The organism is Bradyrhizobium liaoningense (assembly GCF_018130785.1).
Lineage (GTDB): Bacteria > Pseudomonadota > Alphaproteobacteria > Rhizobiales > Xanthobacteraceae > Bradyrhizobium > Bradyrhizobium liaoningense_A.
In genome coordinates this window covers 1-19,756 of the sequence record NZ_JAFCJT010000037.1, presented here as the reverse complement: position 1 = coordinate 19,756, position 19,756 = coordinate 1, and the positions used below count along the sequence as shown (strand labels likewise).

Genomic DNA, 19,756 nt, shown 5'->3' with positions numbered 1-19,756 from the left:
GCTTACGACGAGCCCGAGCTTCCGAGCCTGAAACGGAATTTTCTCTGGATATGCATCGGCTTCGAATGCGGAAGCGCCGCCCATTACGAGCCGTGCAATCGATCATTTGCGATCTGCAAAGTCCCGAACCACATCCGGCAGATCTTCTCATCGGGATATTGCGCACCAGTTGCCCCTATCGGCACGCGATAGGGACAATGGGCCTACCGGCCAAATAGCCTTTACCGAGCCATTTTCAATCGCGCGGAGAAGAATCTCAAGATCGGCGGCCTGGCCGACCGTCAATGCTGGAGCCGCTCTGCTTTGGCGGGCATGATGTAACTTACGCGTGTAGCGGAAATAGCGACACGCGAACCGCGATGAGCTAAGCAAGAATACCTGAAGGAACCAGTACAGAATGATCGTCATCTTGCCCAAGAAGAACGCTTCATAGACGTTGCGCGCCAAGAAAGCGTAGTCCAGCGCGACGAGAGAAACGGTGAGAACCGTAGCCGCACGAAGGACGCTGAGTGCATCGGGAAGCGAAAAGAAGCGCCATTTCGTTGTCGTCAGATTGAACAAATAACAAACGACTACGCTCAGGACGATGAAGAACGGCAGGATGCGAAAAAGGACAGGTAAGCGCTCGAGCAAGGAGTCGCGCGTAGATAAAAGCTCGCGAGCACAGCTATGGCCGTAACAAGCGCATCGTGCAGGGCAGAGAAAATTACGAAAGGTGAGACTCAACAGAGGCGTCATTCGACCAAGGCTCCTCAGAATGTGGGCGACACATTCTTTGGTCCTGTGTGGCCTAGAACAGGTCGATCTTGCTAACTGATGGACGCAAGAAACGGAATCGGCCCTGTTTGCCGGCAGCTCAGAGCGCGAGCTCCCAAGTGTGACGCGAGCATCAGAAATGAAACCACCGGCCCGCAACCAGGTGTTGGCTCGACGTTAAGACGACGTCGGCCGAGAACTGCCCAAACAAGCAAGCGCTGCGCGTTCCCGCGAAAATGAGGAACTCTAAGAAGGACATACGTCGCGGTTGCCCTCAAGGACCATCTTTGCGCAATCAGCCCATGCCCTCGGCTCTCATTTACAAGGGCTAATCGAGACCCCGTATCTCGGAACTTATAAGCCATCAATAAAGAAGGCCGTAGGCACCGAGCACTACTATCAGTACAGCAAAAACCACGAGAACCGACATGGCTCCCCGCAATCAGATTCACAAACCTACCTCATAGCGTTCAGGTGGGCCGCGAGTCAACTGTGCAGCGGACCTCCACCTTGCAGCATGGTGGATTTCAACCAAGCGAGACTGCGGTTTCGTCGTCCCATCATCGGCCTTGGGATGATCAAATCTAGAAGCTCTGCCAGCGAAGGTAGACCAGATTGCGCCCAGAGCGACGAGCATTTTTTCGCGGCTGTAGAGCGCCTTCTAGCGTGAACGACGCACTCCGGTTTCCTCACAAGCTTCCCAGCGGTGGGTTCGACCACTAAGGTAGCGAGATTCACTCGGAGCCATTCAAGATGCCCTTCCCGCATGCCTCAGAAGCCCTGTCGCGCTTTACCGTGCTCGATCTGACCCGCGTCCGCTCCGGGCCCACCTGCGTGCGGCAGCTCGCGGACTGGGGCGCCACCGTGATCAAGATCGACGCGCTGACCGAGGAATCCGGCGGCGAGCAACCGGGTGGGCCGCGACGCGGGTCCGACTTCCAGAATTTGCACCGCAACAAGCGGGCGATGACGCTGAATCTGAAGGACGAGCGCGGGCTCGCCGTGTTCAAGCGCCTCACCGCCAAAGCCGATGTCGTGGTCGAGAATTTCCGTCCCGACGTGAAGAATAAGCTCGGCATCGACTATGAGAGCCTGCGTGAGATCAACCCGCGCATCGTCTATGGCAGCATCTCCGGCTTCGGCCAGGACGGCCCCTACCACAAGCGCCCCGGCTTCGATCAGATCGCGCAGGGCATGGGCGGACTGATGTCGATCACCGGGGCGCCGGGTGACGGCCCGATGCGGGTCGGCATTCCCGTCGCCGACCTCACAGCGGGTCTGTTCTGCGCCATGGGTATCCTCACCGCGCTGCTCGAGCGCGAGGTGTCCGGCAAGGGCCAGTGGGTGCAGACCTCGCTGCTCCAGGCGCAGATCTTCATGCTCGACTTCCAGGCCGCGCGCTGGCTGATGGAGAAGGAGGTCGCCAAGCAGGCCGGCAACAACCATCCGACCAGCATCCCGACCGGCGTGTTCAAGACCTCGGACGGCTACATCAACATCGCCACGACCGGCGGGCGGATCTGGGAGCGTTGCGCGCAGGCGATCGGCGCGCCGGAGCTCTACAGCCACCCTGATTATGTGACCGCGCCTGCCCGCTCCAAGAACCGCGACGCGCTCAACGCCGAGATCGAGAAGCGCACGGTGGCGAAGTCGACCGAGACCTGGGTCCGCGAGTTCAACGACGCCGGCGTGCCCTGCGGACCGATCTACGCCATTGACCAGATGTTCGAGGACGCGCAGGTCAAACATCTCGGTATCGCGCAGGACGTTCCGAACGACGAGGACCGCCACATTCGACTGGTCGGCCAACCCGTCACGCTGTCGCGCACGCCGAGCCAGATGGTAGCGCCGCCGCCGGAATTCGGCGAGCAGACGAGCGAAGTGCTTGCCGAGTTCGGCTTCGCCCCTGACGAAATTGCCGAACTGAGACGAGTGAAGGTCGTTTGACGTCGCCCAGCGCCAACGCGCGCGGCCTGCTGGGGCATGCGCACGGCTCGGGGATCCTCTCCGGCCCGCCCGAAGCAATCTGCCACGGCGATTTCGGGTCGAAGAATATCATGCTCCAGGGAGCAGAACCACGCGTCATCGTCGCCGTGCTGCTCAAATCCTGCCTCGCGGTTTGCTCGCGCGAGCATCTGAAGCGGTGCCGAGCCCATACCCGCATCACCCGAATTTTCGAGCTGCCGCGCTAGGCTGCCTTCTCGCCTGATCTGCGAACCGGCCTTCCTGCCAACAATGATCCGTTGATTTATATCGCTCTACGATATATTTCCGACGCCGGCCGATGTGACCGGCGCCACTTCATCATCCCTCACAATCGCGTTATCCCGATCGGACCACGATGCCCCGCCCCATCCCCGCCAATTCCCTGCCGCGCCTCGGCGACTTCACGACAGACCGGCGCGTTCTCATGCTCGTCGCCATGGCGATCTTCGTCGGCGCAGGCGGCGCCGGTACGGCGTGGCTGTTGCTGCGCGCCATCGCGCTCGTCACCAATGCCGTGTGGCTGCACACGCTGAGCACGCAGACCCTCTCGACAGCCAATCTGAAACCCGACGCCTGGATGGTCGCAGCCCCGGCCTTTGGCGGCCTCGTCATCGGCCTGATGGCGCGCTTCGGTTCCGAGAAAATTCGGGGCCACGGCATTCCGGAGGCGATCGAGGCGATCCTGATCGGCGGCAGCCGTTTGCAACCAAAAGTCGCCGTCCTCAAGCCGCTGTCGTCGGCGATCTCGATCGGCACGGGCGGGCCGTTCGGCGCAGAGGGTCCGATCATCATGACCGGCGGCGCGGTCGGCTCCCTCTTCGCGCAATGCTTCCACCTCAGCGCGGCCGAACGCAAGGCGTTGCTGGTGGCCGGTGCCGCCGCGGGCATGACGGCCATCTTTGGGACACCGATCGCCGCCGTCATGCTCGCCGTCGAGCTTCTCCTGTTCGAGTTGAAGCCACGCAGCCTGATCCCCGTGATCGCCGCCTGCGTGGTCTCGTCGTCGCTGCGCCCCTTGCTGATCGGCAGCGGCGCACTTTTTCCGTTCGCCGGCCAGCTCGATCTGCCTTGGTGGGGGCCGCTTGCCTGCATCGGCGTCGGCGTAGTCGCGGGATTGCAATCGGGATTGCTGACCACGCTGCTGTACAAGGTCGAGGATCTCTTCAGCCACCTTCCAATCCACTGGATGTGGTGGCCGGCGATCGGCGGACTGTTCGTCGGCGCCGGCGGCTTGATCGAACCGCGGGCGCTCGGTGTCGGCTACGACATCATCGGCGACCTGCTCAACGACAACATCGTGGTATCGGCCGCGGTGCTGATCCTGCTGGTAAAGTCCGCGATCTGGATCGTCGCCCTGGCGTCGGGCACATCCGGGGGCGTACTCGCGCCGCTTCTCATTTTCGGCGGCTGCGTCGGCTGGCTCGAAGGACAATTGCTGCCGGGGTCGCATGGGGCCTGGGCGCTCGTCGGCATGGCCGCGATGATGGGCGGCACCATGCGCTCGCCGCTGACCGGTATCCTGTTCGCCACCGAACTGACCGGCGACTTTCCGCTGCTCGGATCGCTTCTGATTGCCACGAGCGCCTCCTATGCGCTCACCGTACTGCTGCTCAAGCGCTCGATCCTCACGGAGAAGATCGCGCGGCGCGGCCAGCACGTGGTGCGCGAATACGGCATCGATCCCTTCGAACTGCTGCGCGTCAACGAAGTGATGGTGACGGACGTCGATACCCTGCCGGCAATAATGTCGATCGGCGAAGCGGTGTCGTTCTTCTCCGGGGACGAGCGGCGTCACAAGTCCTATCCGCTGATCGATGCAGACGGTCAGGTCTCGGGTCTCGTCGGCCGTGCGGACGTCTTGCGCTGGCGCGCGGAAAGCGCCGACGGTCGCGACACCTTGTTCGACTGCGCCTCGGACCGCTCGCTCACACTCGGCTATCCCGACGAACCGGTGTCACATCTGGCGGATCGGATGGTCCTGGCCGACGTCGGGCGCGTGCCGATCGTCGAACGCGCGACCGGATATCTCGTCGGCCTGGTTGCCCGCAAAGATCTCCTGCGCATTCGCACCACCGCAAGGTCCGTCGAGAAGCAGCGCTCGGCCTTCTTCGGCCTTGGCCGCCGCGGCCCGTCAGAACAGATGACCGCCCTTAACGAAGCGCGGCTTTAGACAGCGGATGCGTCTCGCCGACGATGTCATACAACTCTCTTTGCTAATTCGAGGCGGGTTTCGCCCGCCGCATCCATCCGGCGCGCCCAAGAAGACCGTCGATCACCGGCCAGAAAAGCAACAGGATGGCCAGCGTCGTGATCGAGCCGACCAGGCCGTTCGACCAGAACACCTTTAGGTTGCCGCTGGACCCGATCATCGACAAGCGGAAGGCATCCTCGGCGCGGTTGCCAAGCACGAGCGCCAGGGTGAACGGCGCGAGCGGGATGCCGATCTTCTTGAAAACGTAGCCGACGACGCCGAAGCCCAGCATCAGCCAGATGTCGAACATCGCGTTCTGGATCGCATAGGCGCCGATCGCGCAGGACACCACGATCATCGGTGCCACCGCGGCGAACGGCACGCGCAGGATCGAGGCGAAGATCGGCACCGTCGTCAGCACCAGCACGAGGCCGACGACATTGCCGAGATACATCGAGGCGATCAGACCCCAGACGAAGTCCTTGTGCTCGACGAACAGCAGCGGGCCCGGATTGAGTCCCCACACCATCAACCCGCCGAGCAGGATCGCGGCGGTGCCGGAACCGGGAATGCCGAGCGCCAGCATCGGCAGCAGCGCCGAGGTGCCGGAGGCATGCGCTGCCGTCTCCGGCGCGAACACACCCTCGATACGGCCCTTGCCAAAGCTCTCGGGATCCTTGGCGAAGCGTTTTGCGAGGTTGTAACCCATGAAGGAGGCCGCGATCGCGCCGCCCGGGGTGATGCCGAGCCAGCAGCCGATGAAGGAGGAACGCAGCAGCGTCACCCAGTATTTCGGCAGGTCCTTCCAGACGCTTAGCACGACGCGGAGCGAAATGCTCGCCGCGTGTCCACGCAGCGCCAGCCGCTCCTCCATCGTCAACAGGATCTCGCTGATGCCGAACAGGCCGATGACGGCAACGAGGAAGTTGATGCCGCGCAAGAGCTCGGCCGAGCCGAAGGTCATGCGCAACTGGCCGGACACGGTATCCATGCCAACGCCCGCGAGCAGCAGCCCCAGCGACATCGAGATCACCGTCTTGTGCTTGGCCTCGCGCCCCAATCCTACGAAGGAGCAGAAGGTCAGCAGATAAACAGCGAAGAACTCGGGCGGGCCGAACTTCAGCGCAAAGGACGAGATCATCGGTGCGAGGAAGGTGATCAGCAGCACCGCGACCAGCGAGCCGATGAAGGAGGACGTGAACGCCGCCGTCAGCGCCTCCGCCGCCCTGCCCTGCTGCGCCATCGGATAACCGTCGAACGTGGTTGCGACCGACCATGCCTCGCCGGGAATGTTGAACAGGATCGAGGTGATTGCGCCGCCGAACAGCGCGCCCCAATAGATGCAGGACAGCATCACGATCGCCGAGGTCGGGTCCATCGTGAAGGTGAGCGGCAGCAGGATCGCAACGCCGTTGGGGCCGCCGAGCCCGGGCAGCACACCGACGAAGATGCCGAGCACCAGCCCGACCATCATGAGCACGAGCGTCTTCCACGTCAGCAGGACGGCGAAGCCATGAAGGAGGAGACCGAAAGCTTCCATCGTGAGCGCCTAGTAGCCGAAGGCCGCTTCGAGCGGCCCTTTCGGCATGATGACGTCGAAGGCGATGTCGAAGGTGACGAACATGATCGCCGTGAACAGGGAGGCAGTGAGCAGCGACTTCCACAGCGCGATCCTGCCGACCAGCCGCATGAAGCCTGCAATCAGGAGAAAGCTCGCCACGTAGAGGCCAAGGAACTGCATCACCAGGCAGAACAGCAACGTTGGCGCGAACACCGCCATCACACGGCGCGCTTGCGCACGCGTGACGAAGCTTTCGGATGCCGCGCGGTGCGCCACGAACGCCGCAATCAGTCCATAGAGGCTGCCGCCACCGAGGATGACTGAGAGATAGAACGGGAAATAGCCGGGCTCCGGCCCGGTCGAATCCCAGGAGGCGCCGGTGCGCCAATTGTCGTAGCCAAGCGTTGCGGCCAACGCGAGCAACAGCAGACAGACGCATATCTCGATCGTGCCAGAGGAGACGACGGAGGGCGAGTCGTCTTCAGGCGCGGTCGGATCGTCGACGACGATTTCAAGATCGGTTTGGGACATGAGCTATCAGGGACGGAGTGCTGTCGATTCTCCCTCGCCCCGCTTGCCGGGAGAGGGTTGGGGTGAGGGGGGAGTCTCCGCGGGGACGGTGAGCATTTGACTCGCGGAGAGTGCCCCTCACCCCAACCCTCTCCCCGTAAGAACGGGGCGAGGGAGCAGAGCATCTTACTTCGCGACGAATCCGGCTTCCGTCATCAGCGACTTGTTGGTGGCGTCGTCCTCCTCGAGGAATTGCACCATGTCCTTGCCGGTGAGGAAGATCGGCTTCAGCGCCTGCTTTTCCATGTAGTCCTTGTATTCCGCGGTCTGCGTCACCTTGTGGAACAGATCGACATAGAACGCCTGCTGCTCCGGCGTGACCTTGCCGGGCAGGAACATCGCGCGCAGCATCAGATACTGGACGTCGACGCCCTCCTCCTTGCAAGTCGGGATGTCGGCCCAGGACTGCGTGTCCGTCACCTTGCTGGTGTAGGAGATGCGCTCCTTGTCGAACACGCAGAGCGGACGCACCTGGCCGGCACGCCAGACTTCGAGATTTTCGCTTGGGTTGTTGACGTTGGATTCGGTGTGGTTGCCGACGAGCTGGGTCGCGGCCTCGCCACCAGACTTGTAGGGCAGATAGGAGAATTTCGCGCCGGTCTTCTGCTCGAGGAAGACGGTCAGCACGTGGTCCTCGCGCTTGGAGCCGGTGCCGCCCATCTTGAACGGCGAGCTCGCAGCCTTCGCGGCCGCGACGAATTCCTTCACCGTCTTCGGACCTGCGCTGTTGTCCCACAGCACGAACTGGTCGAGCGCAATCACCGAGACCGGGGTCAGCTCGCGCCAGTTGAACGGGATCTTCGCGGACAGCGGCAGCATGTAGATCAGCGAATAGGCGATCAGCACCTTGTTCGGATCGCCATCGCTCGACTTCATGTACATCAGCGCTTCCGCGCCCGAGGCGCCGCCCTTGAGCGAGACGACCATCGGCTGCTTCATCAGATTGTTCTTCTGGATCGCGGCCTGCATCATCCGCGCCATCTGGTCGGAGGCGCCGCCCGCGCCTGCCGCGACCACGATCTCGACCGGCTTGGTCGGTTCCCAGCCGGCCAAGGCCGGCGCGCTGCAAAGCGTAGCCGCCAGCACGACCGCGGCCTTCATTCCATGTCCCACGCGCATCTTCCCTATGTTCTTGTTCGAATTGGCAATTCGCGAAGTAAGGCAAATTGCATTGTGCGGGCGAATGCCGGCCAGTTCAAGCCGGGCCGGCATCGCGCCGCTTATGACTTTGGAATGAGATCGATTGCAAGCACGCCGCACAGAAAAAGCGCGGGCCGCTCGGGGAGCCCGCGCCAGTTCGGAAAGCAACGCGCGGGCCGACTAGACCAGCAGGATGTCGTCCGGGTTCATCACCGCCCCCGGCTTCACGACATGCGCTACTTGCCCTTCCAGTTCGGCGTACGCTTGTTGAGGAAGGCGTCCATGCCCTCGCGGAAATCTTCGCTCATATAGGCCTTGAGGATCAGGTCCTCGCCCTCTTCGCGCGACAGCGTGCGGCGGATGCGGCGCACCGCCTCCTTGGTCGCTTCCAGCGTGAGCGGCGCATGGCTGGCGACGAGCTTTGCGGTCTCGTCGGCACGGCGTTGAAGCGTCTCGACGTCGGGCACGACCTCGTTGAGCAGGCCGAGCGACAGCGCTTCCCGCGCTTCGACGAGGCGCGCCTTGAAGATCAGATCCTTGGTGCGGGCGGGACCAACCAGCGAGACGACGCGGCTGATGTTGGACATCGACAGGCAGTTGCCGAGCGTACGTGCGATCGGGAAGCCGATGCGCGTCGTCTCGGTGCCGATGCGGAGGTCGCAGCAGGCCGCGATGCCGGCGCCGCCGCCGGTGCAGGCCCCCGCGATCGCCGCGATCACGGGCACGCGGCACTGCTCGAGCGTGCCGAGCACGCGGTCGATGCGGGCCTCGTAGTCGAGCGCGTCCTGCGCGGTCTTGAAGGCGCGGAATTGAGAAATGTCGGTGCCCGAGGCGAAGGCCTTGTCGCCGGCGCCGGTCAGGATCAGCGCCTTGATCGAGCGATCGGCGTTGATCTCCTGGCAGATCTCCGCCATGCGGTCATACATGGCGAAGGTCATTGCGTTGCGCGCCTGGGGGCGGTTGAAGGTGATCCGCGCGATGCCGTCCTGGACGGAGTAGAGCAGGTCTTCGTTGGTCGTCGTCGGTGCGTTCATCGGGCGCTCACTTTCTAGGTTAGTTCAGGCCACTTGAGCCTTTAGGCCACCTGGGCCTTCAGGCTACCTGAGCCTTGGCCATCGGCACCGCGTCGCGTCCCTTCAGGACGTCCAAGGCCGCCAATACGCCGCCGCTCCGGTGCGGAATCTTTGCAAGATCAAGGCCCATCTCGACGCCGGCGAGCGTGCCCATCAGCATCAAATCGTTGAAATGGCCGATATGGCCGATGCGGAACACCTTGCCCTTGACCTTATTCAGGCCGGTGCCGAGCGACATGTCGAAGTTTTCCAGCACCACTTTGCGGAAGGCGTCGGCGTCGTGGCCATCAGGCACGCGCACGCCGGTCAGCGCCGGCGAGTGTGCGGCAGGATCGGCGCACTGCGTCTCCAGGCCCCAGACCTTGACCGCGGCGCGCGTCGCCGCGCTGTGACGCTTGTGGCGGGTCCAGCCGTTCTCCAGCCCCTCCTCTTCCAGCATCTTGACCGCTTCACGCAGGCCGTAGAGCAGATTGGTCGCGGGCGTATAAGGAAAGGTGCCGAGCTTGTTGAAGGAGATGACCTCCTGCCAGTCCCAGTAGGAGCGCATGCCGGGGTTCGCCTTCGCCACCGCGAGCGCCTTCTCCGAGACGGCGTTGAAGCCGAGGCCCGGGGGCAGCATCAGGCCCTTCTGCGAGCCGGCGACCGAGACGTCGATGCCCCAGGCGTCGTGCTCATATTCCATCGAGCCGAGGCCGGAGATGGTGTCGACCATCAGCAGCGCCGGATGCTTGACACGGTCGAGCAGCTTGCGCACCTCCAGCGGCGGCGTCACGCAGCCGGTCGAGGTCTCGTTGTGGACGACGCAGACTGCCTTGATTGCGTGCTGCTTGTCAGCGCTAAGGCGCTTCTCGATCTCGGCGAGGTCGGCGCCATGGCGCCAGTCGCTCGGGATGAAGTCGACGTCGATCTTGAACTTGTCGGCGATGCCGCGCCAGAGCACGGCGAACTGGCCGGTCTCGCACATCAGGACCTTGTCGCCGGGCGCGAACACGTTGACCATCGCCGCTTCCCAGGCGCCGGTGCCGGACGAGGGGAAGATGATCACGGGCTGCTGGGTGCGGAACACGCGCTGCATCGAGGCCAGAACCGCGAAACCGAGCTCGGCGAACTCCGGACCGCGATGATCCAGCGTCGGCATGTCCATCGCCCGCAGCACCCGGTCGGGCACGTTGGTCGGTCCTGGAATCTGTAAGAAATGCCTTCCAGTGTGCACGGTCATCGGCGTCCTTCCCGGTCTAGCCTTAGTTTTGATGGGCGCCGAATAGCACCATTTGACCGGCTTGTCCCCTCTCCTTAAGACGCCTCCCATGCATAACCAGCGGCCCTCGCCCGGGGCGCGCTTCCCCTACTCTGCTGCCACCACCCTTCCGACCGGCAGGCGCCCCTCGGCCTCGGTGAACGGGCGCTCCGGATGCATCAGGAAGGCGGAAAAGCCGCCGAGCAGCAGCAGCCCCATCGACATCAGGAACGGCAGGTACCAGTTGCCGGTCGCGTCGATCACGAAGCCGGCAACGAGCGGGGAGACGATGGCGGCGAAGGCCGAGCCGGTGTTCATGAGTCCCGAGGCGGTGCCGGAGTATTTCGGGGCGATGTCCATCGGGATCGACCACCTCGGGCCGATGACCAACTCGGCGCAGAAGAAGCCGGCCGACAGGCACAGCGCGACGATCGTGATGTCGTGGACGAACAGGATCGGAAACAGCGAGAGCAGAGCCCCCGTAAATCCCGCAACGGTGACTTCAGCCGCGCCAGGCGGACATTGCCGGTGCGATCGAGGATCTTGTCCGAGAGCACGCCGCCGACACTGTCGCCGACCACGCCGGCGAAGAAGACGAAGGAGGCGAACAGCGCCGAGTTCTTGATGTCGAGATTGTAGTTGTTCTTGAAGAACAGCGGCAGCCAGTTGAGATAGAGCCACAGGCACCAGCCGTAGCAGAAATAGGTCAGCGTCACCGGCCACATCCGGCCGAGCAGCGGGCCCCATGGCACGCGCGGCCGCTCGCCGGTCGGGCGCGGCGGCAGCGCGGCGAGTTCGGCTTCCGTGATCGAGACGTGCTCCTTTGGCTCGTTGCGGAAGTACCAGACCCAGACGACGCCCCAGACGAGGCTGACGAAGCCGAGAACGACGAACGCGCCGCGCCAGGTCAGCCACAGGATCAACAGCGCGACGACGGGCGGCGTCACGGCATTGGCGAGCCGCGCGAAGGAATGGGTCAGTCCCTGCGCAAAACCGCGGCGGTTCGCCGGTGTCCAATATTGCATTGCGCGCGTTGCGGCCGGGAATGTCGCGCCCTCGCCGAAGCCGAGCGCGAAGCGCGCGACGAACAGCGCGGCAAGACCGTTGACGAAGCCGGTCGAGATGGTCGCCACCGCCCAGATCATACCGCACCAGAACAGCGTCTTCGGCCCGAAACGATCGCCGACCCAGCCGCCGATCACCTGGAACAGCAGATAGGGGTAGGCGAAGGCGGAGAAGACGAGGCCAAGCTGTGTGTTCGACAGACCCAGCTCCTTCTGGATCTCGCTCGCGGCGGTGCCGATGTTCACCCGGTCGACATAGGTGATGAAATACATCGCGCACAGCTTCGCCAGCACGACATGCGTGGCCTTGAACCGAACTCCTATCTCCCCCCTGCGGAATTGCTATGATTGTCGCCCGCCTGCCCCGCGCGATTTAGGTGCCAACCACCTTGAGATGCGGCGAGGAATTGCCCTGCGGGCGCTGCTCCAGGAGCTTCATCGCGACGTCGACCCCGCCGGAGCGGTGCGGCACGCCAGCAACCGACAGACCCATCTCCACGCCGGTGAGCGCGCCGAGCAGGGTGAGCGCGTTGCATTCGCCGAGATGGCCAATGCGGAACACTTTTCCGGCAACCTTCGACAGGCCCGAGCCGAGCGACATGTTGTAATTGTCGAGCAGGATCTTGCGGAACTGATCGGCGTCGTGGCCCGGCGGCATCAACACCGCGGTGAGCACCGGCGAGAACTCAGAAGGCTCCTGGCAGAGGATCTCGAGGCCCCAGTGATTGACCGCGGCACGCGTCGCGGCGGCCAGCCGCTGATGGCGCGCGAACACGTTGTCGAGCCCCTCTTCGAGCAGCATCGCGATCGCCTCGCGCAGGCCGTAGAGCAGATTGGTCGCCGGCGTGTAGGGGAAGAAGCCCTTTGCATTGGGCTTGAGCATTTCCTCCCAATCGAAATAGGAGCGCGGCATCTTGTTGGTCTTCGCAGCCGTGCGGGCCTTCTCCGAGATCGCGTTGAAGCCGAGGCCGGGCGGCAACATGAAACCCTTCTGCGAGCAACTCACGCTGACATCGACCTTCCACTCGTCGTGGCGGTAGTCGACCGAGCCGAGCGAGGAGATGGTGTCCACCATCAGCAGCGCGGAATGGCCCGTGCGGTCGATCGCGGCGCGGATCGCGGCGATGCGACTGGTCGCCCCCGTCGAAGTCTCGTTATGCACGACCATTACGGCCTTGATCGCGCGTGCCTTGTCCTCGGTGAGCTTTGCTTCGACCACGGCCGGGTCGGCGCCGCGACGCCAGTCGCCGGGCACGAAATCGACCTCGATGCCGAAACGGCCGGCCATCTGGCGCCACAGGGTGGCGAAATGACCGGTCTCGACCATTAGCACCCTGTCGCCCGGCGACAGCGTGTTGACGATCGCGGCCTCCCAGGCGCCAGTCCCCGACGAGGGGAAGATCACGACCGGGCCGGCGGTCTGGAAAATCTTCTGGCTGCCCTCGAGCACGGCGCGGCCGAGCTCGCCGAATTCCGCACTCCGGTGGTCGATCACGGGCATGTCCATGGCGCGCAGGACGCGCTCTGGGACCGGGCTCGGGCCTGGAATCTGAAGGAAATGGCGTCCCTGATGCACGAAAACCTCCCTGTCGGCGAGCTCTGACCGGCTTCGCCGCCTATTTTGCATTCATTTTTTGTCCTTTCAATCGATTTTTGGTATGCGATTTGTGAACATCGACGCGACCAAACAGGCAAACTATTGTGCTGCAAATGAAATCCACGATTCCCGACACCGGGATTCCCTTAGCCCCGCCGGCAGACAATGGCGGCGACCGCCAGGAGTCATCGCTTCACGGCGAGATCCTGCTGCGGCTGCGCGACTATGTGGTCGAGGGCAATATTCCCGACGGCGCGCGCGTTCCCGAGCGGCAGCTCTGCGAGATGCTCGGCATCTCCCGCACACCCTTGCGCGAGGCGCTAAAAGTGCTCGCTGCCGAGGGCCTGATCGAGCTTTTGCCCAACCGCGGCGCGCGGGTACGTCAGCTCAGCCAGCGCGATCTGGAAGAGCTGTTCGATGTCATGGCAGGACTGGAGAGCCTTGCCGGGCGCTTGGCCTGCGAGGCCATTACGGATGAGGAAATCACCGCGATCGAGCAGCTGCATTACGAGATGTATGGGCACTACCTGCACCGCGATATGCACGGTTACTTCCAGACCAACCAGCGCATCCACGAGAGCATCGTCGCGGCCGCGCGCAACGAGACGCTGAAGACCGCCTACACCAACTTCGCCGGACGTATTCGCCGCGTACGCTACTCCGCCAATTTCGCCCGCAAGCGGCAGCGCTGGGCGGAGGCGATGCGCGAGCACGAGGCCATCCTCGACGCCCTGCGCCGCCGCGCCGGCAGCGAGCTCAGCGACATCCTGTTCCAGCACCTGCGCAACAAGCGGGTCGCCGCGATCGAGCACCTGACCGAACCCCAGGAGAACGCGCCGGCCTCGCCCTGAAGGGCGGCCGGCTTGCTCAGTTTGCGTTCATAATATAATCGATAGGAAATAAGAATGAATACCAAATCGGGCGTGCGCCCCGTTGGATCAGTCCGGGATCAGGGATGACAAACGCCTCCTCGCTCGAACGGCGCCTGCGCGCGGAAATGACCGGCGACGTCCTGTTCGACGGCTTTAGCCGCGGCCGCTACGCCACCGACGCCTCGTTCTACCAGATCATGCCGGCGGGCGTGGTCGCTCCCAAGACCATGGACGAGGCGCTGCGGGCACTGGCGATCGCCCGCGACGAGGGCTTGAAGGTCACCCCGCGCGGCGGCGGCACCTCGCAGTGCGGCCAGACCGTCAATGACGGGCTCGTGGTCGATCTCTCGAAGCACCTGAACCGCATCCTGTCGCTCGATGTCGGGGGCCGTACCTGCGTGGTCGAGCCCGGCATTGTCCTCGACGACCTCAACCGCCAGCTTAAGAAGCACGGCTTGTGGTTTCCGGTCGACGTCTCCACGGCCTCCCGCGCCACCATCGGCGGCATGGCCGGCAACAATTCCTGCGGCGGCCGCTCGCTTCGCTACGGCACCATGCGCGACAACACGCTGTCGATGGAGGCGGCGCTCGCCGACGGCACGCTGGGCCGCTACGGCGAGGTGTCGCGCGATCTCTCCGATCTCGATGCGAACGACAGCGCGCGAGCCCTGTTCCGCGACATGCTCGATCTCGGCGCCCGCGAGGCCGACGAGATCACCGCACGCTTTCCCAAGGTGCAGCGCCGTGTCGGCGGCTACAATCTCGATGCGCTGGTGCCGCGCAATGCGCGCAACAACATGGCGCATCTCCTGGTCGGCTCCGAAGGCACCCTCGCCTTCACCACCAAGGTCGAGCTGAAGCTGTGGCCTGTCATTCGCAACAAGGCGCTCGGCATCTGCCATTTCGGTAGCTTCTACGAGGCGATGGACGCCGCCCAGCACCTGGTCAAGCTCAAGCCGATCGCGGTCGAGCTGGTCGACCGCACCATGCTCGCGCTCGGTCGCGACATCGCGATGTTCAGGCCGATCATCTCTGCCGCCATCAAGGGCGATCCGGACGCGGTGCTGGTGGTCGAGTTCGCCGAGGAAGACCAGGCGGATAATCTTCTGCGCCTAAAACAACTCGGCGAGTTGATGGGCGATCTCGGCTTCGGCTGGAACAACGACAAGCGCAAATGGGGCGGCGTGGTCGAGATTACCGAGCCCGCACTCCAGAGTGGCATCGCCGATTTCCGCGCCGCCGGCCTCAACGTCATGATGTCGATGAAGCAGGAGGGCAAGCCGGTCTCCTTCGTCGAGGACTGCGCCGTGCCGCTGCCGCATCTGGCCGACTACACCGCGCGGCTGGGCGAGGTCTTCGCCAAGCACGGCACCAGCGGCACGATGTACGCACATGCCTCCGAAGGCTGCCTGCATGTGCGCCCGGTGCTGAACCTCAAGCTGGAGAAGGACGTCAAGGCGATGCGCGCCATCGCCGAAGAGGCCTTCGCGCTGGTGCGCGAGTACAAGGGCTCGCATTCCGGCGAGCATGGCGACGGCCTGGTGCGCTCCGAATTTCACGAGACGATGTTCGGCGAGCGTCTCGTCGCCGACTTCAGGGAGGTGAAGCAACGCTTCGATCCCGACGGCGTCCTCAACCCCGGCAAGATCGTCGATGCGCCCCGGATGGACGACCGTTCGCTGTTCCGCTACCGGCCGGACTATCGCGTCAACGAGTTGAAGACGAAGCTCGACTGGTCGGCTTATCCCGGCGCGGGCGGCGGCTTTCAGGGCGCGGTCGAGATGTGCAACAACAACGGCGCTTGCCGCAAGCTCGAAGGCGGCGTGATGTGCCCGTCCTATCGCGCCACCCGGAACGAGAAGGACGTCACGCGAGGTCGTGCCAACACGCTCCGCCTCGCGATCTCCGGCCAACTCGGCCCCGATGCGCTCTCGTCCGACGAGATGATGGAGACGTTGAAACTCTGCGTCTCCTGCAAGGCCTGCCGCCATGAATGCCCGACCGGTGTCGACATGGCCAAGATGAAGATCGAGGTGCTCGCCGCCCGCGCCGCATCGCGCGGCCTGACGCTGCGCGACCGCCTGGTCGGCTATCTCCCGCGCTATGCCGCCCTTGCGTCGCGCCTCGCGCCACTCGCCAATTTGCGCAACCGCAGCCCGCTGCTGCGAAACCTGTTCGAGCGTTTTGCCGGCATCAGCGCGCAGCGCGCCCTGCCCGCCTTCCGCAGCGATGTGTTCGTGCCGCCCGCGGAAGCGGTCGGGCCGGAGACCGGCCGCGAAGTCGTGTTGTTCACGGACACTTTCAATCGCATCTACGAGCGCGAAAATCTCGACGCCGCGCTCCGCGTCCTCACGGCGGGCGACTATCGCGTGCATCTGCCCGAGCCTGCGAGCGGCAGTCGCCCGCTCTGCTGCGGCCGCACCTTCCTCTCAGCCGGTCTCGTCGACGAAGCCAGGACCGAGCTCGACCGACTGGTGGCCGCGTTCGCGCCCTTTGCCGCGCGCGGTGTGCCGATCATCGGCCTCGAGCCGAGCTGCCTGCTGACGCTCCGCGACGAGCTTTCTTCGCTGCGCAAGGACAACGATGCCAAGGCCGTCGGCGCCCACGCACTGACTTTCGAGGAATTCCTGGTGCGCGAGGCCGAGGCCGGCCGGCTGCAACTGTCGCTCGGCACCGTCGCCGACAAGGCCGTCGTGCATGGCCATTGCCACCAAAAATCCTTTGGCGCCTTCAAGCCGGTCGAACAGGTGTTGCGCCTCGTCCCCGGACTGAAGGTCGAGACCATCGAGTCGAGCTGTTGCGGCATGGCCGGCGCCTTCGGTTACGGCACTGAGACCTATGACGCCTCGATCGAGATGGCCGAGCTGTCGCTGCTGCCCGCCGTGCGACGCGCGGACCCGAATACACTCGTCGTTGCCGACGGCACCTCCTGCCGGCATCAGATCCACGACGGCGCCCAGCGCGAAGCGCTTCACGTCGCGCGCGTGCTGGCGATGAGCCTCGACCGCGCCGGAGCAAATTTCACTTCTCACACTAAAAAGGAAACCAGCCATGGCTGACCTCACGCTAGATACCGCCCGCAAGATCCTCGACGCCGCTTTCGCAAAGTCCACCGAGCTCAAGCTCAAGCCGCTGGTCGTCACCATCCTGGACGCACGCGGCGTGCTCAAGATCGCCGCGGCGCAGGACGGCACCAGCCTGATGCGCCACGAGATCGCTCACGGCAAAGCCTATGGCGCGCTCGCGATGGGCATGGGCTCGCGTGCGCTGTTCCAGCGCGCGCAGGAGCAGGCCTATTTCATCGACGCCGTGAACACTATCGCCAAGGGCGCACTGGTGCCGGTCCCCGGTGGTGTGCTGATCATGGATGGCGCAACGCTGCTCGGCGCCGTCGGCGTCTCCGGCGACACCTCCGACAATGACGAGGCTTGTGCCGTGGCCGGTATCTTGACCGCAGGACTGAAGGCCAACGCTGGATAGCGCTCGACCGCGACGAAGCGGAGCACAAGCGAGCGTCGGTGCCGAAAGTTCGGCGGCGGGTGATGTCACTCCGTTTGAAGCACGTAATGAGTAGCAAGTCACCGCTCAGCTGCAGGGCGACCCGACCGCCTTCTATGCGCGCGAGTAAAGGCCGACCCTCTCCCAGAAATTCCACTCCTCGTGCGGGCCCACAATGTTATTGTGGAGGTTTAGTCGCGCAACGAGGTCCTCGCCGCCATCTATACGGGATTTCGTAACGACCAAGTGCACGTCGCGATCCTCCGTCTTCACAGAGAGCTTGAAGCCATCCTCCTCCAGCTCTTTAACGACGTCGTACAGCCTCACTTTCATGGCACGTTTCCTTGCGTTCGAGCGAACGTCGGCGACAGGGCTGAAAGGCTCAACAGGTTTTGGATTCACGTTGTCGTGAATCGCGCCAGCTGCTCCTGAATGTTCCCGCACGGTAACTTTTCGTCGCTGTCGGCTGCCAGAGCGGCTAAAGTTCCCGACCGGTAGCTCTGCCTTTCGATCGACTCCACGATCAATCTTCAGATGCGGCCTGAAAACTTCGACCGGCTCCATGCCGGGGAAGAGCAAATCCGCGTGCTCGGCAGGGCCGCCTTCGAGGCGTCGCCAACTCGATACTGCACGCCCAGAGGATCGAGGTCACTAAGTCGGTGCGCTACATGGCCAAGAGCCATCCATCCTCATATTCCCGCGGGTAACTCCGAGGAAAAGCGCTCTATGGCGGGCCGGTATTGACAGACCAGCACAAACCGTTCTTCCGAAGTTATTGCAAGTACAGTCACAAATTCCGGTTGGCCTGTTGCGCGGTAGGTCGATGTCAGATTGCGAAGACTGAACCTCACGCGCAATTGTCTTCAACCGGGGGACACTCGTCGTTCTCGGCCCGGTTTATTTAGGGGAGATGGGAAACACCGAATGCTTCCCTGTGACGACAAAGCTATTCCTGCGCTGGATTTGGCTCTTGATGCCTTAAGCCCGGTAGCCGAATTGGCGCCGGGCGTCTGTACCCGAGCCACAGCGTTGGCAAGCTCATGGCGATCGAGCAGCAAGAGATCGCCGGCGACGCCGTCGGGATGCTCGACATCCACTTCAGTACAGCATGACGCTGCGCGTGGGCTCGGCGTTCCGCCGGCGGCGATCGCCTGGCTGCTCGCGGGTGTCGTCGTGCTCGCCATCACCGCCGGCCTCGGCGTGCTGATCTGGTTCGTAGCGCACAAGATCGAGGCCAAGCGCGTCGCCGACTGCCGCACGGGGAAAAACACATGAGCGGCGCTGTGATCGCGGCGATCGTGCGGCTGGCCGGGCTTGCCGGCGTCAAGCTGTCGCCGTTCTGGGCGAGCGCCGCGCTTGCCGGCTTGCTCGCGCTGATCATCGGCGGCGGCGCCAGCCGTACGTCATCGGGCCAGCGATCGGCGCTGAGGGTTACGCTGTGGCTACAGCCCTAGCCCGCGCAATAGACCAGGACGCCGCGCACGCCAGCGCCGCGCATGTCGCCGAAGGTGATTTTCTGGGGCCGCATGCCCGCATCGAAACGCGGCGCAAGCTAGAGTCAAAATTATCAATCGCTTGGGCCGCGGAACGAGCGTGAGCCGCTGCGGGTCGAGGATGTGGAAAAGTAAAGGCCCGCCGGTTCACGATGGCGGGCCCAGCCTTGTTGCATGCGCTAATCATTCGTGAATTGCGCACCCCTGACGCCGTAGAAATACTTATCCAGCTATGATGGTGGTGGTGTTGATTACCGGCTGTGTCAGCGTTTTGGCTCTAGGCGCCACATTCGCAGCGGTCATCTATTTCGATACTCGAGCTGATCGCAGGCGCCAGTAAGGCCACGCTGGAAGTTGATCGCCTGATGAGCAGGATCACTCAAATGTTGGGCCGGACGGGGATGTCCCTTGTTGTCGTCTCTCTTGTCTCTGCCTGCTCCAGCTCAGAACATGCCGCGTCGAAGTCTGTTGCCCGATCTGGGCGCACCGTGGGCCCGAGACCTCAATGAGCCGCCCCCAAATCGAGAGCCCGCGAGTGCCGCAACTGCACAGACAAAGGCAGACCTGAACGCTGCGCGCCAGAGGCGCGTCCCTACGCTGACCCGGAAGCCGCGGCGCGCAAGCTCCTCGAGCTGGCCGCCGGCGTCGAGCAGATCAACGGCCGCATCCACATCGAGAAGATCAACTCGCCCTTCTTGTCCAAGAGCGGGTGCAAGGG

General features: G+C 63.7%; 16 protein-coding genes and 1 pseudogene. 8 read left to right on the top strand and 9 right to left on the bottom strand.

Annotated elements, in window-relative coordinates:
* Positions 1-147: 147 nt before the first annotated feature.
* Positions 148-738, bottom strand: coding sequence for a hypothetical protein (locus JQ627_RS39445; protein ID WP_249143701.1), 591 nt, complete (start codon positions 736-738; stop codon positions 148-150).
* A 771-nt stretch (positions 739-1,509) separates the two neighbouring features.
* Here JQ627_RS39445 and JQ627_RS36880 point away from each other — a divergent pair.
* From JQ627_RS36880 to JQ627_RS36870, 3 genes are all read left to right on the top strand, one after another.
* Positions 1,510-2,703 carry a CaiB/BaiF CoA-transferase family protein gene (locus JQ627_RS36880; protein WP_212489242.1) on the top strand — a complete coding sequence of 398 codons (1,194 nt, stop codon included), beginning with the start codon at positions 1,510-1,512 and terminating at the stop codon, positions 2,701-2,703.
* A complete protein-coding gene (locus tag JQ627_RS36875; RefSeq protein WP_212489241.1) occupies positions 2,700-2,948 on the top strand; it encodes a hypothetical protein in 249 nt (82 codons plus the stop codon). The genes JQ627_RS36880 and JQ627_RS36875 overlap by 4 nt, the downstream gene beginning before the upstream one ends.
* Positions 2,949-3,097: 149 nt before the next feature.
* The gene (locus JQ627_RS36870) at positions 3,098-4,912 is read left to right on the top strand and encodes a chloride channel protein (protein ID WP_212489240.1); all 1,815 of its coding nucleotides are present in this window, start codon (positions 3,098-3,100) and stop codon (positions 4,910-4,912) included.
* Between the two features lie 43 nt (positions 4,913-4,955).
* Here the strand turns inward: JQ627_RS36870 and JQ627_RS36865 are convergent, their stop codons facing one another.
* The 7 genes and pseudogenes from JQ627_RS36865 to JQ627_RS36835 form a co-directional block, all read right to left on the bottom strand.
* Positions 4,956-6,473, bottom strand: coding sequence for a tripartite tricarboxylate transporter permease (locus tag JQ627_RS36865; protein WP_212489239.1), 1,518 nt, complete (start codon positions 6,471-6,473; stop codon positions 4,956-4,958).
* Between the two features lie 9 nt (positions 6,474-6,482).
* A complete protein-coding gene (locus tag JQ627_RS36860; RefSeq protein ID WP_212489238.1) occupies positions 6,483-7,025 on the bottom strand; it encodes a tripartite tricarboxylate transporter TctB family protein in 543 nt (180 codons plus the stop codon).
* A 165-nt stretch (positions 7,026-7,190) separates the two neighbouring features.
* Positions 7,191-8,165 (bottom strand): tripartite tricarboxylate transporter substrate binding protein, encoded by a 975-nt coding sequence (locus tag JQ627_RS36855; RefSeq protein WP_212489237.1) that lies wholly within the window; start codon positions 8,163-8,165, stop codon positions 7,191-7,193.
* A gap of 275 nt (positions 8,166-8,440) precedes the next feature.
* On the bottom strand, positions 8,441-9,238 hold the full coding sequence (locus JQ627_RS36850) for an enoyl-CoA hydratase/isomerase family protein (protein ID WP_212489236.1): 798 nt from the start codon (positions 9,236-9,238) through the stop codon (positions 8,441-8,443).
* A gap of 58 nt (positions 9,239-9,296) precedes the next feature.
* Entirely contained in the window at positions 9,297-10,496 is a 1,200-nt protein-coding gene (locus JQ627_RS36845; protein WP_212489235.1) for an alanine--glyoxylate aminotransferase family protein, read from the bottom strand.
* A 126-nt stretch (positions 10,497-10,622) separates the two neighbouring features.
* Positions 10,623-11,902, bottom strand: a pseudogene (locus JQ627_RS36840) (MFS transporter).
* Between the two features lie 49 nt (positions 11,903-11,951).
* Positions 11,952-13,205: an alanine--glyoxylate aminotransferase family protein gene (locus JQ627_RS36835; protein ID WP_212489234.1), complete on the bottom strand. Its 1,254-nt coding sequence runs from the start codon at positions 13,203-13,205 to the stop codon at positions 11,952-11,954.
* Between the two features lie 83 nt (positions 13,206-13,288).
* Here JQ627_RS36835 and JQ627_RS36830 point away from each other — a divergent pair, with 83 nt between their 5' ends.
* From JQ627_RS36830 to JQ627_RS36820, 3 genes are all read left to right on the top strand, one after another.
* Positions 13,289-14,026 (top strand): GntR family transcriptional regulator, encoded by a 738-nt coding sequence (locus JQ627_RS36830; protein WP_212489233.1) that lies wholly within the window; start codon positions 13,289-13,291, stop codon positions 14,024-14,026.
* Positions 14,027-14,130: 104 nt separating this feature from the next.
* Positions 14,131-17,106 carry an FAD-binding and (Fe-S)-binding domain-containing protein gene (locus tag JQ627_RS36825; RefSeq protein ID WP_212489232.1) on the top strand — a complete coding sequence of 992 codons (2,976 nt, stop codon included), beginning with the start codon at positions 14,131-14,133 and terminating at the stop codon, positions 17,104-17,106.
* Positions 17,099-17,527: a heme-binding protein gene (locus JQ627_RS36820; protein ID WP_212489231.1), complete on the top strand. Its 429-nt coding sequence runs from the start codon at positions 17,099-17,101 to the stop codon at positions 17,525-17,527. Before JQ627_RS36825 ends, JQ627_RS36820 begins: the two co-directional genes overlap by 8 nt.
* 132 nt (positions 17,528-17,659) lie before the next feature.
* On the opposite strand, the gene JQ627_RS36815 is transcribed toward JQ627_RS36820, so the two are convergent.
* Positions 17,660-17,878, bottom strand: coding sequence for a hypothetical protein (locus JQ627_RS36815; protein ID WP_212489230.1), 219 nt, complete (start codon positions 17,876-17,878; stop codon positions 17,660-17,662).
* Positions 17,879-18,469: 591 nt separating this feature from the next.
* Here JQ627_RS36815 and JQ627_RS36810 point away from each other — a divergent pair.
* A complete protein-coding gene (locus JQ627_RS36810) occupies positions 18,470-18,820 on the top strand; it encodes a hypothetical protein (RefSeq protein WP_212489229.1) in 351 nt (116 codons plus the stop codon).
* A complete protein-coding gene (locus JQ627_RS36805; RefSeq protein ID WP_212489228.1) occupies positions 18,817-18,999 on the top strand; it encodes a hypothetical protein in 183 nt (60 codons plus the stop codon). The genes JQ627_RS36810 and JQ627_RS36805 overlap by 4 nt, the downstream gene beginning before the upstream one ends.
* Positions 19,000-19,756 lie beyond the last annotated feature (757 nt).

Excerpts from the sequence above, each read along its gene's own strand:
- JQ627_RS36820 (WP_212489231.1), top strand. The coding sequence starts at position 17,099 with ATGGCTGACCTCACGCTAGATACCGCCCGCAAGATCCTCGACGCCGCT.
- JQ627_RS36860 (WP_212489238.1), bottom strand. The coding sequence starts at position 7,025 with ATGTCCCAAACCGATCTTGAAATCGTCGTCGACGATCCGACCGCGCCT.
- JQ627_RS36855 (WP_212489237.1), bottom strand. The coding sequence starts at position 8,165 with ATGAAGGCCGCGGTCGTGCTGGCGGCTACGCTTTGCAGCGCGCCGGCC.
- JQ627_RS36825 (WP_212489232.1), top strand. The coding sequence starts at position 14,131 with ATGACAAACGCCTCCTCGCTCGAACGGCGCCTGCGCGCGGAAATGACC.
- JQ627_RS36865 (WP_212489239.1), bottom strand. The coding sequence starts at position 6,473 with ATGGAAGCTTTCGGTCTCCTCCTTCATGGCTTCGCCGTCCTGCTGACG.
- JQ627_RS36845 (WP_212489235.1), bottom strand. The coding sequence starts at position 10,496 with ATGACCGTGCACACTGGAAGGCATTTCTTACAGATTCCAGGACCGACC.
- JQ627_RS36805 (WP_212489228.1), top strand. The coding sequence starts at position 18,817 with ATGAGCGGCGCTGTGATCGCGGCGATCGTGCGGCTGGCCGGGCTTGCC.
- JQ627_RS36880 (WP_212489242.1), top strand. The coding sequence starts at position 1,510 with ATGCCCTTCCCGCATGCCTCAGAAGCCCTGTCGCGCTTTACCGTGCTC.
- JQ627_RS36850 (WP_212489236.1), bottom strand. The coding sequence starts at position 9,238 with ATGAACGCACCGACGACGACCAACGAAGACCTGCTCTACTCCGTCCAG.
- JQ627_RS36810 (WP_212489229.1), top strand. The coding sequence starts at position 18,470 with ATGCTTCCCTGTGACGACAAAGCTATTCCTGCGCTGGATTTGGCTCTT.
- JQ627_RS36830 (WP_212489233.1), top strand. The coding sequence starts at position 13,289 with ATGAAATCCACGATTCCCGACACCGGGATTCCCTTAGCCCCGCCGGCA.
- JQ627_RS39445 (WP_249143701.1), bottom strand. The coding sequence starts at position 738 with ATGACGCCTCTGTTGAGTCTCACCTTTCGTAATTTTCTCTGCCCTGCA.
- JQ627_RS36815 (WP_212489230.1), bottom strand. The coding sequence starts at position 17,878 with ATGAAAGTGAGGCTGTACGACGTCGTTAAAGAGCTGGAGGAGGATGGC.
- JQ627_RS36835 (WP_212489234.1), bottom strand. The coding sequence starts at position 13,205 with ATGCAAAATAGGCGGCGAAGCCGGTCAGAGCTCGCCGACAGGGAGGTT.
- JQ627_RS36870 (WP_212489240.1), top strand. The coding sequence starts at position 3,098 with ATGCCCCGCCCCATCCCCGCCAATTCCCTGCCGCGCCTCGGCGACTTC.